The organism is Gottfriedia sp. ABJ_BB2_2, from assembly GCF_055484705.1.
The window spans coordinates 58,906-71,902 of record NZ_JBVFKR010000006.1 but is presented as its reverse complement, the minus strand read 5'-3'; the positions used below and the strand labels follow the sequence as shown (position 1 = coordinate 71,902).

The 12,997-nt window shown below is 32.1% G+C and carries 11 protein-coding genes and 2 other annotated features; of the genes, 3 read left to right on the top strand and 8 right to left on the bottom strand.

Annotation, left to right across the window (positions count from 1 at the left end; translation table 11 throughout):
- Nucleotides 1-305 precede the first annotated feature (305 nt).
- Nucleotides 306-506: a DeoR family transcriptional regulator gene (locus ACX6U0_RS14425; RefSeq protein ID WP_371870385.1), complete on the top strand. Its 201-nt coding sequence runs from the start codon at nucleotides 306-308 to the stop codon at nucleotides 504-506.
- A 63-nt stretch (nucleotides 507-569) separates the two neighbouring features.
- Here the strand turns inward: ACX6U0_RS14425 and ACX6U0_RS14420 are convergent, their stop codons facing one another.
- Both ACX6U0_RS14420 and ACX6U0_RS14415 read right to left on the bottom strand, forming a co-directional pair.
- A complete protein-coding gene (locus ACX6U0_RS14420) occupies nucleotides 570-1,292 on the bottom strand; it encodes a pseudouridine synthase (RefSeq protein ID WP_464960580.1) in 723 nt (240 codons plus the stop codon).
- Nucleotides 1,293-1,496: 204 nt separating this feature from the next.
- Nucleotides 1,497-3,119, bottom strand: a complete 1,623-nt coding sequence (locus tag ACX6U0_RS14415; protein WP_464960579.1) for a putative polysaccharide biosynthesis protein — start codon at nucleotides 3,117-3,119, stop codon at nucleotides 1,497-1,499.
- A 149-nt stretch (nucleotides 3,120-3,268) separates the two neighbouring features.
- Between ACX6U0_RS14415 and ACX6U0_RS14410 the strand changes: the two genes are divergently transcribed.
- Nucleotides 3,269-4,534 carry a BaiN/RdsA family NAD(P)/FAD-dependent oxidoreductase gene (locus ACX6U0_RS14410; protein WP_464960698.1) on the top strand — a complete coding sequence of 422 codons (1,266 nt, stop codon included), beginning with the start codon at nucleotides 3,269-3,271 and terminating at the stop codon, nucleotides 4,532-4,534.
- 246 nt (nucleotides 4,535-4,780) lie between these two features.
- On the opposite strand, the gene ACX6U0_RS14405 is transcribed toward ACX6U0_RS14410, so the two are convergent.
- From ACX6U0_RS14405 to ACX6U0_RS14390, 4 genes are all read right to left on the bottom strand, one after another.
- Nucleotides 4,781-4,993 carry a DUF2553 family protein gene (locus ACX6U0_RS14405; RefSeq protein WP_464960578.1) on the bottom strand — a complete coding sequence of 71 codons (213 nt, stop codon included), beginning with the start codon at nucleotides 4,991-4,993 and terminating at the stop codon, nucleotides 4,781-4,783.
- Nucleotides 4,994-5,172: 179 nt separating this feature from the next.
- Nucleotides 5,173-5,715, bottom strand: coding sequence for a GNAT family N-acetyltransferase (locus tag ACX6U0_RS14400; RefSeq protein WP_464960577.1), 543 nt, complete (start codon nucleotides 5,713-5,715; stop codon nucleotides 5,173-5,175).
- Nucleotides 5,716-5,722: 7 nt separating this feature from the next.
- A complete protein-coding gene (locus ACX6U0_RS14395; protein ID WP_464960576.1) occupies nucleotides 5,723-7,624 on the bottom strand; it encodes an endonuclease MutS2 in 1,902 nt (633 codons plus the stop codon).
- A 455-nt stretch (nucleotides 7,625-8,079) separates the two neighbouring features.
- Complete coding sequence (locus tag ACX6U0_RS14390; protein ID WP_192603082.1) at nucleotides 8,080-8,376, bottom strand: rhodanese-like domain-containing protein; 297 nt, start codon at nucleotides 8,374-8,376, stop codon at nucleotides 8,080-8,082.
- A 161-nt stretch (nucleotides 8,377-8,537) separates the two neighbouring features.
- On the opposite strand from ACX6U0_RS14390, the gene ACX6U0_RS14385 reads away from it, so the two are divergent.
- Nucleotides 8,538-9,677 (top strand): D-alanyl-D-alanine carboxypeptidase family protein, encoded by a 1,140-nt coding sequence (locus ACX6U0_RS14385; RefSeq protein WP_464960575.1) that lies wholly within the window; start codon nucleotides 8,538-8,540, stop codon nucleotides 9,675-9,677.
- A 90-nt stretch (nucleotides 9,678-9,767) separates the two neighbouring features.
- On the opposite strand, the gene ACX6U0_RS14380 is transcribed toward ACX6U0_RS14385, so the two are convergent.
- Nucleotides 9,768-10,340, bottom strand: a complete 573-nt coding sequence (locus tag ACX6U0_RS14380) for a YARHG domain-containing protein (protein WP_464960574.1) — start codon at nucleotides 10,338-10,340, stop codon at nucleotides 9,768-9,770.
- 531 nt (nucleotides 10,341-10,871) lie between these two features.
- Nucleotides 10,872-12,221 carry an amino acid permease gene (locus ACX6U0_RS14375; RefSeq protein ID WP_464960573.1) on the bottom strand — a complete coding sequence of 450 codons (1,350 nt, stop codon included), beginning with the start codon at nucleotides 12,219-12,221 and terminating at the stop codon, nucleotides 10,872-10,874.
- Nucleotides 12,222-12,325: 104 nt separating this feature from the next.
- Nucleotides 12,326-12,553, bottom strand: a binding site (T-box leader).
- 55 nt (nucleotides 12,554-12,608) lie between these two features.
- Nucleotides 12,609-12,843: a binding site (T-box leader), on the bottom strand.
- Nucleotides 12,844-12,997 lie beyond the last annotated feature (154 nt).

Sequence of the window (12,997 nt, the reverse complement as noted above, 5' to 3'; positions counted from 1 at the left end):
AAAAACCTCCTTATATGTAGATATTCTATCATCTTCTAAAATTTAATCATAATTTCTTTATAATTGGAACGAAAAAAGAAGGATTATGACATTCTTTGTAGAATATATTACCTGAAACTCATTTAGTGATTACGTTTGCACAAATTTTCATTAAATTTTTGTATAATTTTCATAAATTTTGTTATGAATCTTCTGAAAAAGAGTACAATGAAAATATAGCTTAATCTAGTAAAATATTTTTTAACCTGTTATGAGATCAATCTAGCGGTAAAAGGAGTGGTTTTTTGAATTCTGGAACTTCTCGAATGCTAACTCGTATTAAAGCCATCTACATGTATATTAGTGAAAATGGTACCGTTTCTACAAAAGACCTAGTGGAGGAGTTTGGTATAACACCTAGAACAATCCAACGAGATTTAAACATTTTAGAGTTTAATAATCTAGTTTATAGTCCAAGTAGGGGAAAGTGGGCCGTAACAGGTAAAAAAGTAAAAGCAACTTCATAAAAAATGTAATGAAAAAAACAAGTACCTTGATTTGTCTGACGTCTAATCAAGGTACTTGTTTTTTTATTTCTCTTCATTTACAGATCTTAGTAATTCTAGTTCTTCATCCGTTAATTCTCTATATTCACCTAACTCCAAGGTGTCATCTAACTTTAAAGGTCCCATTTCTAATCTCTTTAAATATGTTACTGTTTTGCCAACAGCTTCAAACATTCTTTTTACTTGATGGAATTTGCCTTCCATAATGACAAGCTCAATTTCAGATTCTTGATCTGATTTTAAAATCGTTAAGTAGCCAGGTTTTGTTTCATAACCATCATCTAGCGTTACACCTTGTTCAAATGCTTTTATATCCTCTTCAGTAACGATTCCATCAATTGTTGCGTAGTATTTTTTTGGTACGTGCTTTTTAGGTGAAAGTAATTGGTGCGCCAATTGTCCATCATTTGTAATTAATAATAATCCTTCAGTATCTTTATCAAGACGACCTACTGGAAACGGATCAAAAATAATATCTTCATATTCTAATAATCCGATTACTGTTTCATGCTCTGAGTCCTCAGTCGAAGAAATAACACCTGGTGGTTTATTCATCATTAAATAAACATACTCTTTATACTCTACTACCTCGCCATTAACAGAAACGACTTGATTATCTAAATCGACATGTTCCTTTGGGCTTTTAACAATATTATCACCAATTTTCACAACACCTTGTTTTAATAAACCTTTTACTTCTTTTCTACTACCATAACCCATGTTTGCTAATATCTTATCGATTCTCATGATCATACACCTTGTCTTTTTTATTTTATAAAAGTCTACCTCGACGGCGCTTTCTGCCTGTTAAGTTTCACATAGATCGCTCCTAAACAGGAAAGGAACGTTTATGGAAACAGAGTTGTTTATATGATACCAAAACACTCTTTGTTTACAAAACTAAGTTAAAAAAAGTGAACCATTCTCTTCAAACGGTTCACAATGAGTGAATTAACCTCTTTTTCCTCTTTTAAACAATCGATTTGTAAGTCTAGTTCCTAATATAATTTCAAATAAGTTTAATTTATATGCAACCCCTAAATAAACAACTGCACCAACAGCGGCTCCAATTAAAACTAAAATCATTGAAACAAGTCTGCCATCATTATATGTGAACCATATACCTAAAAATTGTTCGACTATAAATACTGCACCTGCCATTATACCTGACAGTAAAATCATAAATAGGATTCGTCTCAATACCCTATTAAAAGAAAAATTTGCATGTTTTTTAATATAATAGAAATTATAGCCGATAGAAAACATATAGCCCAATGCCGTTGCTAAAATTGCGCCTTTTGTTTGAAGTAATTCAATTAAAGGTATATTTAGGATGAGTTTTATGACTACTCCATATATTAGACCCTTAATTGCATATCTTTGCTTGTCTATTCCTTGCAAAATAGCAACATTAACTGTAAATAGTGAATATAGTAAAGCAACCGGTGCGTAGAAACCTAGGATCATTCCACCAAGCTGACTCTTTTCATAGAATGCGCTATACATCGGTTCCGCTAAAACTGAAATACCAACGACTGCTGGTAGTGTTAAAAAGAACACAACCTGATATGTTTGCGTAATTTGACTATGTAATTTTTTTTGATTTTTATTTACGAATGCTTCTGTGATTGCGGGCACTAATGTTAATCCAAATGCTGTCGCAAGAGAAACAGGTATCATGACTAATTTGTGACTCGTGAATGAGAACATTACGTATGTTGTTTCGGCGATTTCTTTTAAATGGATCGATTCCATTGTACGATTATATGTAAACTGATCTATAAGCTGATATAAAGGAATTGCTAACCCAACAAATACATACGGAATCGAATATGAAAATAATTCTTTAAACATTTCCATATTGGTAGGATTGATATTCCCTTTTGATTTCGGAAGTAATTCGTCTAAATGAGTCTTTCTTTTTTTCCAGTACCAAAATAAAATTAATAATCCTCCAATTGCACCTAATGTAGCTGCAAAAGTAGATAAACCAATTGCTTGAGTAATTGTTCCACCAAAAACCTTCAGGATTAAATAACTTCCGACTAAAGTAAATACAATTCTAACTACTTGTTCAAATAATTGTGAGACAGTTGTTGGCCCCATAGACTGGTGCCCTTGGAAAAATCCTCTATATAAACTTTGAGAAGGCACAAAAATTAATGCTGTACTAACAATCCTTATGACTCCTACTACATCTTCAACACTATTTCCATGCGTATCCTTAGGAAGCATCAATGGTGCGATAATTGGAGCGATACAATATAAAACTAGGAATGCTAAAAAGCCTGTACATATTAATAGTAGTTGACTAGCGTGAAATAACCGTCTACTTGTTTCATATTCTTCAATTGCATTATATTTTGAAACGAATTTTGCTACTGCTAAAGGAACACCTGCAGTTGCAATACTAATGAATAATGTATATGGAACATAACCATAATTATATAATGCAGAACCTTGTGTACCAACTAATGCAAAAAATGGGAATGTATAAATCATTCCTAAAAATTTTATAAAAAAAGTTCCAGCAGTTAAAATAAAAGTACCACGTAGCAATTTTGAATCTGACATAAACTGCCTCCTACTAATTCGATCAAACTAACTAATCTATCTTACCATATTCATATAAAAAGAAAAAATTAAAAATAGGTAAGAAGTTGGAGCTTATTTGAAATAATGTTATGCTTTATGAAACAATTTGTAATGAAAGTAGTGAAAAAATGAACTATGATGTGATTGTAATAGGTGGCGGCACGTCTGGATTAATGGCTGCCATTAGTGCCGCTGAAAAAAAGGCAAAAGTACTTTTGCTTGAAAAAGGAACTAAACTCGGGCAAAAGCTACTGATTTCAGGTGGTGGTCGTTGTAACGTAACAAATCGCTTACCTGTTGAAGAAGTTATTAAGCATATTCCTGGGAACGGACGTTTTTTATTTAGTGCGTTTTCAATTTATAATAATGAAGATATCATTCAGTTTTTTGAAAACATGGGTGTTGCTTTAAAAGAAGAAGACCATGGAAGAATGTTCCCTGTTTCAAACGATTCAAAATCTGTTCTTGAAGCATTACTTCAAAAACTAAAAAAACATCATGTCGATATTCAAATCAATAGAACTGTTAAAGATGTATTATATGAAAATGGTAAAGTTGTAGGGATTTTGTTAAATGATCGCACAGTTATTAACGCGAAAAGTGTAGTTCTTGCAGTAGGAGGTAAATCAGTTCCACACACCGGTTCTACTGGAGATGGTTATGCTTGGGCAAAGAAAGCTGGGCACACGATTACTGAATTATTCCCAACTGAAGTTCCAATTACTTCCTCGGAGGATTTCATTCAACGTAAAACTTTACAAGGTTTGGCGTTAAGAGATATTGAATTAAGTGTCTTAAATCCAAAAGGTAAAAAAGTAATCTCACATAAAATGGACATGCTTTTCACTCATTTTGGTATATCTGGTCCGGCGGCTCTACGTTGTAGCCAATTTGTGTATAAAGTCCAACAAAAATTCAATACAAAAAATGTAACAATGTCTATCGATTTATTCCCAGAGCAAAATGAAGAAAATTTGTTCCAAGAAACAATGAAAATTGTAAAAGATGAACCCAAGAAAGCGATTAAAAATGTTTTAAAAGGTTTAGCACCTGAACGATACTTATTATTTTTATTAGCAAAAAATGGTATAGATGAATCATCGCCATGCAATGAAATTAGTACGCTTAAAATTAGAGAGCTTGTCCAAGCGTTTAAAGGCTTTACATTTGTTGTTAATGGTACATTATCAATAGAAAAAGCATTTGTTACTGGTGGCGGGGTATCAACAAAGGAAGTTCATCCAAAAGAAATGTCTTCAAAAATAATGAATGGATTATATTTTTGTGGGGAATTATTAGATATCCACGGCTATACTGGAGGATATAACATCACTGCAGCATTTGTTACTGGTCGACTAGCAGGTGCATCTGCCGCTGAATATGCAAAACTTTAATATATTTATAAACAAAGGACCGAACGAATACCATTTTTTCGTTTGGTCCTATCATTTTTTGAAAAGCATAAGATTTGATCAAACCTTCTTCCATTTAATATGACTAGTTTATTCTTAACGTAATAACCTTCTATTATCTCATTTGTTTTTACAAACTTTATCAGCGATTTTGCGAAATGTATCTCATGCTCTTCGTCATATTTGTTTGTCTTTAACACAAATTCACCGTCCCTAAATTAAGGTGTTTCAGCGTACATTAGATGGTTCGTGATGCAAATTGATTAATAAATAAAATCTACCATCCTCTTCGACATAACCTTCTGCCAATTGGAAAGTCTGTTCCATATCTTTAAAAAAGAATTTCCCAATTAAATATTTAGAGGAATACAACTCTATATATCCATCCTTAAACTTCCCAATCACTTTATCCGTAATATCAACTTTCAATGATTTTGGCAAATCAACCCCCTCCTTTCTAACTATGCAGACCTCAATGAAGAATATATGAGGTATTATTACAATATATGCTGATTCTCCAATTGTTAATCTTTTTAATAAAAAATAGACAGCCCTTTTTTTAAGGAACTGTCTATTTTCACACTAATTCACTAATAAAAATATGATTTAAACGCTGAAGTTTACGAATGATCCTCTTCAAAAAATGCTTTCGAATATGCCACGACACCTTGAACGTTTTTAAGTGCACTTTCAGTTAATTCTAAAGCCATTAATACATCGCTTTGAACCTTAAAGGGGGCTTTTATATTCCATAAATGTGCTGGCTTAAAACCAAATTTCGGATAATAATCTTTATGCCCTAGAACGATTACTGAATGATAACCGAGATCCTCTGCCCTTTTTAACCCAAAAGAGATTAACATTTGACCTATTCCTTGTTTCTGGTACTCTGGCTTAACAGAAACTGGTGCTAATGCTAAGGAATTTACTATGTTATCTTCATTCAAAATCGTAATTTTTGATAACAAAACATGCCCAACTATTTCCTCATTTTTTTCAGCTACTATTGAAAGCTCTGGAATAAATGCATCTGTTCTTCTAATTCTACTAACAAGTTTATGTTCAGTTTTATCACTAAACGGTTCGTTCAGAAATGCTTTCCTCACAACTTCTTCTGTTTCAATATAATCATTCACACGCTCTTGTCTGATGACAAATTCCATTATATCCTCACTCTTTATTCTTTCTTATTTCTTTTTGAATTTTTCGGAGCGCTTTTTTCGAACCACGTTCGATATCATGCTCCATTTTTCTTGTCTTATAATCAATAAATAATGTGTCCAAATCATATCCATCTGGATATAATTCAGACGCTTTAACCTCTAAAAAAATTCGCTTTTCATTCACTTCTATTAATTCACCATTAAAATACACTATAACATTATGGTAATTATCTATTTCTTTATATATTATTCCGAATTGTTCGTAGTCTAGTAATTTAACACGATCTCCTTTATGAAAGACATTTTTCACTTCTACTTTCTCTTTGATTACCTTAGGTTTTCTAAGTTTATTTTCATTCACTCTCTCTAAATGGTACGCCTTATTTTCCATATATTCCTTTGCTCTTTGAAGAACTTTTTCTCGTATTTCCATTTTCTTTGAAATCCATAAAGCATTACTTTCTCCAGACTTTCCAATCATTAACTTATATAGAGGCTCTAATGTTTCATTATTAAATCTCATTGCTGCATTCATAAAATCACTATGCATTTCTGAAAAACGTTTGATTTCACCATAATGAGTGGTCGCGATCGTAATACATCCCATTTGATAGAACTCTTCTAAAATAGAAATGGCAAGGGCAGCACCTTCATTCGGTTCAGTTCCACTTCCAATCTCATCAAATAGTAAAAGTGTACTATTATTAGAGGCTTTCATGATTTCAGACAGATTTTTCATATGAGATGAAAATGTGCTTAGTGCATTCTCAATACTTTGATTATCACCAATATCAACAAAGATATTTTCAAATACCGAGACTTCAGTTTCCTTTCCTGCAATCACGTGAAAACCTGACATCGTAGCTAATGTAATTAAACCAATTGTTTTTAAAACAATCGTTTTCCCTCCAGCATTTGGTCCTGTGATAATTAGACTTCTATAATCTGTTCCAATTTCAAAGTTAAGTGGTACAACATTTCCTGATAAAAGTGGATGTTTACAGTTCACTAATTTTATATAGCCATAATCATTTAATTTTGGCTCAATGCCTCCAATATGTTTGCTAAACTTCGCTTTTGCAAACACCATATCATACTGGCTAATCAATTCCATATTAATATTGATGTGATAAATATTCTCTAATACCATTCCAGACAGAGTAGCTAGAATTTGGTATTCTTCCATTGCCTCCTCAGCTTTTAAAATAGAGAGTTCTCCATTTAATTTAGTAACTGTATTTAATTCCATAAAGACGGTTGACCCTTTGGAGGAAGCTTCAACAACAGTTCCTGCAACTTGGTTTTTAAATGAAGCTTTAATTGGTATTGTAAAACGATCATCCTTCTTACTAATGAAGAAATCTTGTATATATTTCTTATTGGCACTACTATTTAAAAATTTATTTAAACGTTCTTTAATTTTCTCCTCAACTGTTTCAATATTACTTCTTATTCGCCTTAATTCCTTACTAGCAGCTGAATCAACCATGCTTCCTTTGATTGAAAAATTAATTTCCTCTTCTACTTTTTTAAATTCTGTCATTGAGTTCGCATAAGATGCTAGAACTGGTGCAAAAAAGACTTTTTCAAGCATGAACTTTTTAATCTTCCTACATCCTCTTAAAAAATCAGATATGCTAACTAAATCGCTCGAATCAAGAATCAAGCCCTTTTCAAGATTTTTAATGAGATTTTCTATATTTGAAACCCCTAAAAATGGTACATGACCTTCTGCATCTAAGATTGCTCTTGCTTCGGTAGTCTCATTTAAACGGGTTTTAACTACCTTCATATTTGAGCTTGGTTCCAATTGATCAATCAATTGTTTCCCTAATCCACTAACACAATAGGATTTTATCATTTCCTTTAAATCATTATATTGTAACTTTTCATAAGTCATCTTGTTCAATTTTTATTCTCCTCACCATGTCTTTTTTGATCATAAATGAAGATACCTACCCATTAGATTCCAATGAGTATTGTATTTAGTTTTCACCTTTTTAAAATAAACATAAAAAAGCTGCGGAGATACCGCAGCTTTCTTTACATTACAAGGCATGTGTAATTTCAAATAAAATAAACTAACTCAAAAAAGTATAGATTTATCCTATCATTATTACACGCTTTATAAAGTATTGTAGGTATCTTCATAGGTATTGAGAAATAAACCATGACAAAACTAAGGGATGAATATATACAAAATTCCCCTTAATATCATGCTTATTTCATTAAATTTTTCCTATTTAGAACCTACCGCACTCACAAAAGCACCTCTATTATCGATTTATAGTGTTTTTCATTGAAATCTAACTAATTAAAATAATCTTACTATGTGGTAAATGAAAAGTAAAGTTGAATTCTTTGTTAATCTAATTCACCTTCCCAAGCCATCATACCACCTTCCATGTTGATTGCTTTATATCCAAGCTCTGTCAAGTATTCACAAACGTTTTCGCTTCTTACACCGGCTTTACAAATGAAAATGTATTCCATTTCCTTATTAAATACATCTAATTTACTTGGTATTTCTCCCATTGGAATATGAATTGCTTCAGGAATTTTCCCATGTTGTACTTCATAATCTTCACGAACATCTACTAAAAAAAGAGTCTCACCTGCATCTAGGCGATCTTTTACTTCATTTGCAGAAATAGAATTCATTTCTTCATTCCTCCTTATTATATGACACAATCTTAACAAGTTCTTATTATCTATGCAAAAAGTATGATTTTTTAACAAAATATGTCTGTTTTTAACGGTATCGAATATATGTTATACTTTAATAAATTTTGAACAAATCTGTTAATTTCAAGGAGAGAAAAATGAGTAAGAAGTTATTATTGTTTTTTGCTACAATTTTTATCCTGGCAGGAATTCTGCCAACACCCCAAACTCAAGCCTCCATTAAGACACCTACAGTGTATAGCAATAAGGCAATTACCATTGTTGCTGAAACAGGAGAGGTTGTTTATTCCAAAAAAGGAAACTATAGAGATTTCCCTGCGAGTACAACGAAGGTTTTAACTGGATTACTATTATTAGAAAAATTAAAACCAAGCGATACCATTACAATGACAAACAGAAGTTTACAAGAGGAAAGAAGCAATGACCAAATCATTTTTAAATCTGGTGAAAAAATAACTAGAGATGAAGCGCTAAAAATATTAATGCTCAATAGTAATAATAATATAGCTTATGCAATTGGTCAGCGAATTAGCGGTAGTGTCTCAAAGTTTGCTGAATTAATGAACAAAAGAGCGAAGGAGCTTGGTGCAACTAACTCTCATTTTGCAAATGCAAGTGGTTTACCAAATTCAACTCACAAAAGTACGGCATATGATTTAGCAATGATTACAAGAGTAGCCATTAAACAGCCTTTAATGGTTAAAGCGATGAGTCTAACTAAGACTTACGTAAAGACATCTCGTCAAAAAGTCGTTTTGACAAAGTCTAGCCCTATTTACAGTAACCCAAACTTTTTAGCTGCAAAAACTGGCTATACAAAAGCAGCCAAAAATACATTAATTCAAGCTAATAAGAAAAATAATATTACTTTAATTCATGTTGTTCTCCGCTCAGATAAGGATAAATATTCAAATGATATAAAGCTATTAGACCAATATGCTTATAGCAAAGTTAAGAATATTAAACTTGTTGATCATTCAACATGGAAGACGAATTTAACAGTATTAAACCAACGAATTGAAGGAAAAGTACAAACGGACATTGTCATACCTACAGCTTTTTCATCATCAAGCTTTAAAACTAAAATCATTCCAGATCCATTAAATTACGAGAATCTATTTTCCACTGGAATCTTACCATTGCAAAATTTAGGACGAGTAGAGGTTTATCTGAAAAGTAAAAAATTAAAGCAAACTAATTTTGTTTCCTCAAATGCCTATACATTTAACGGAGATAATCTCATTATACCTGCGAGTACACAGGCTAGTTCATACTAGATAAAAAAAACAAGACCACTTATTATGTGGTCTTGTTTTCGTTTGTTTTGTACTTAACATAACTTGATCAAAGCCCGTACTACATTCATACTACTCTTTAGATTTAATAAAGTTAATATTATATTTTTCAATGTCATTTAAATCACCATTATATGTTGGATCTGGATTATACCATGACTTTGTTGAGAAATATTTATTTAAATCACTGGATTTAAATATATAACCGTGTCTCGCATATATTTCATTTCTTGCTAGACTTAACTCATTTGTTGGCAGCTTCCCAATTGCGTCATCTGTTAATTTCATCGTGTTACTATTCGGCAAAATATAATCTTTTGAAATTGGCTTTTTTTCAATAACCTTTGTTTGACTATTAGCCGGCTTTTTAGCTTTTTGATTAGACGTTTTTTCGGATGTTCCTTCTTTTTTTTCTTCTTTCTTAGCTACTTTAATTTCCTCTGTTGAAACACTTTTTTTCGATGTATTCCCATCAGTCATGATCTTTGGATATACATAAAAAATGGCCGTGGCCCCTAGTATGATAAACCCCGCAATTGTTATAAAAATTGGTAAATATCTTTGATTCCAATTTCCTTCAACATTTTTTTGTAATTTTCTTTTATCCGTTCGACTATTTTCATTTATGTATTTATTTTTAGCCATATTTTTCACTCCCCTGATCTAAAATTAAGGCTATTTTCATAGACATTGTTGCTATAAGTATGCGTTAGTTGATCACAACTCCAGGAGATCCCCTTCCGTGTGGAGTGGGCTGAGTCCATGGTAGTCAGCATACTCTCTACATCTACTACAGACGTCTCGTATCTCCCATTATAATCAACTTTTGTCTTCATCATATTAAATGAAAAAAGCAAAACTCTTTTAAAAAAGAGCTAAAATTAAATAAGTAGACCTAAAACATTATCAACCGTATTTAACGCATTTCCACTGATTTAATGAAAGTTTAATAGTTTATTAATACAATTGAAAAATCTATAAAATAAAGATTAATTTTGAAAGAAAAACTTACATTGCATAATATAGAGAAGGTTTTGCAAGTCATTTCATAAAAATAAATACCCCTAATGCTATAGGAACATTAGAGGTAAGGTGGTTTAATAATGTAAATCCAAGAATTATTCAGTTTATATTAAAAAAGAAAAAATAGTTGCCGTAGCAACTATTTTTTTCTACTTATTTCGTTATTGTAAGTTGCTGATTATTATCCTTCTTATCTACAATCATCGCTCCAAGTATTAAGAAAACTAAAATACCTAAACAAACCATAATACTTACTCGATTTTGTTCACTAAATGCAAATGCAACGCAGCTGATGATTAATGCAAGTGCCGTAAATGAAGTGATATATGGAAATCCCCATACTTTAAAATGTGGTATTGCAGCGTATGTTTTGCGTAATTTCAGCTGTGCTAAACAAATACTAATCCAAACTAATGATACCGTAAATCCAGGTATTGCCATTAAGTAACCAAATACACGATCAGGTGAGAAATAAGCAACAAATGTACCGCCAACAAGAATAACTGCACTCAATATAACGCCATATAATGGGACACCGTTCTTAGAAACGTGTGCAAATAATTTTGGTGCTTCTCCTTCTGAAGCTAAAGAAAACAACATTCGTGTACATCCATAAATACCAGAGTTTGCTGCAGATAAAACAGCTGTAATTAAAACAAAGTTCATAATATGAGCTGAACCATTAAAACCGACTGTTGATAGTACTTGAACAAATGGACTTGCTTGATTACCAATTTCATTCCAAGGGATTAAACCACAAATAATTAGAATTGGAAGCGTATAGAAAATCACTATTCTCCAAATGACACCTTTAATGACTTTAGGTAATACTTTCTCTGCATCTTTTGTTTCAGTTAATGTTAATCCGATCAGTTCCGAACCACCATATGAAAAAATGACGATTAATAAAGCTGAAAATACTCCTGACCAACCGTGCGGGAAGAACCCGTCGTATTGAATATAATTTTGCATATAATTCGTGTCATTACTTGGTATGATTCCAAATAAAATCCCTGCACCTAAAACAATAAATAAAACAATCATCGTAATTTTAATGCCTGCAAACCAAAATTCAAATTCTCCGAAACGTTTAACATTCATAAAATTTATCGCAACAATGAAAATAGCACTGATAAAGCTTAATGACCATAAAGACATTGATGGGAACCAATACTGAAGGAAGCTTCCAGCAGCAATTACTTCAATGACACATACTACTAACCACATGAAACAGTACAACCAGCCGATAACAAATGACACTTTCGTACCAAATGCTTTACGAATAAACCCTTTCATATTTAAACCTGGGTATGCAATAGCCATCTCCGCAATTGCACTCATAACAACAAGAAGCAGTAACCCTGCAAACAAGTATGAAAAAATAACCGCTGGCCCCGCTATTGAAACTGTTTCAGTAGTCCCTTTAAAAATTCCTGTACCGATTGCTCCTCCGAGTGCCATTAATCGTATATGACGTGGCAATAAACTTTTCTGTAATTCCATGATATATCTCCTTTATATCTTATTAATCTATCAATTATTCATTTCATAAATTCAATTAGTCGATTGTGCTTTTTTCAAAATAAAAAATCGCCCCTGTCATTAACGACAGGGACGATTTACACCGTGGTACCACCCTAATTGCAGACTATGCATCTGCCTCTTCATTTGATTAACGATCGATTGACCGTCTTTCCCTTATAAAAGATATCTTTTATTTCGAAAAAGATGCTCCAGGATTGAAATTCACACTTATCTATGTACTGATTCTCACCAACCATCAGCTCTCTAAAACAGTGAAATAAGTATTACTTTATTCCGTTCATTGCACGTTCTATATTAAATTGTTTTGTATTCCCGAATAATAAAAAAGTCCCTACTGATTATATCAGTAGGGACGAAAAATTCGCGGTACCACCCTAGTTGCAGACTATACTTATGTCTGCCTCTCGACTTTGTTAACGATCATATTTGACCGTTTTTTCCTCTATAAAGATTAGCCTTTATTTCGAAAAAAATGCTCCAGGATTGAAATTCACCCTTATCTATGTACTGATTTGCACCTTCCATCAGCTCTCTAAAACAGTGAGATAAGCACTACTTATATTCCCTTCATTGCCCAATTATTCTATTAACTTTTAAGACGTAGCTACGGTCCTTATTAAGTATGTTTTGAATTATAGATGTTACTCTACTATTCTGTCAATGGTTTATTTCGATATAATATTTTTTCTATTTGAAAAAGTAATAAAAGTTGATGACAACTCCAGGTTGCTTCC

Bases quoted from the DNA above. Each gene is read 5' to 3' on its own strand.
- ACX6U0_RS14375 (WP_464960573.1), bottom strand. From the start codon at position 12,221: ATGGAATTACAGAAAAGTTTATTGCCACGTCATATACGATTAATGGCA.
- ACX6U0_RS14410 (WP_464960698.1), top strand. From the start codon at position 3,269: ATGAACTATGATGTGATTGTAATAGGTGGCGGCACGTCTGGATTAATG.
- ACX6U0_RS14425 (WP_371870385.1), top strand. From the start codon at position 306: ATGCTAACTCGTATTAAAGCCATCTACATGTATATTAGTGAAAATGGT.
- ACX6U0_RS14380 (WP_464960574.1), bottom strand. From the start codon at position 10,340: ATGGCTAAAAATAAATACATAAATGAAAATAGTCGAACGGATAAAAGA.
- ACX6U0_RS14400 (WP_464960577.1), bottom strand. From the start codon at position 5,715: ATGGAATTTGTCATCAGACAAGAGCGTGTGAATGATTATATTGAAACA.
- ACX6U0_RS14415 (WP_464960579.1), bottom strand. From the start codon at position 3,119: ATGTCAGATTCAAAATTGCTACGTGGTACTTTTATTTTAACTGCTGGA.
- ACX6U0_RS14420 (WP_464960580.1), bottom strand. From the start codon at position 1,292: ATGAGAATCGATAAGATATTAGCAAACATGGGTTATGGTAGTAGAAAA.
- ACX6U0_RS14385 (WP_464960575.1), top strand. From the start codon at position 8,538: ATGAGTAAGAAGTTATTATTGTTTTTTGCTACAATTTTTATCCTGGCA.
- ACX6U0_RS14390 (WP_192603082.1), bottom strand. From the start codon at position 8,376: ATGAATTCTATTTCTGCAAATGAAGTAAAAGATCGCCTAGATGCAGGT.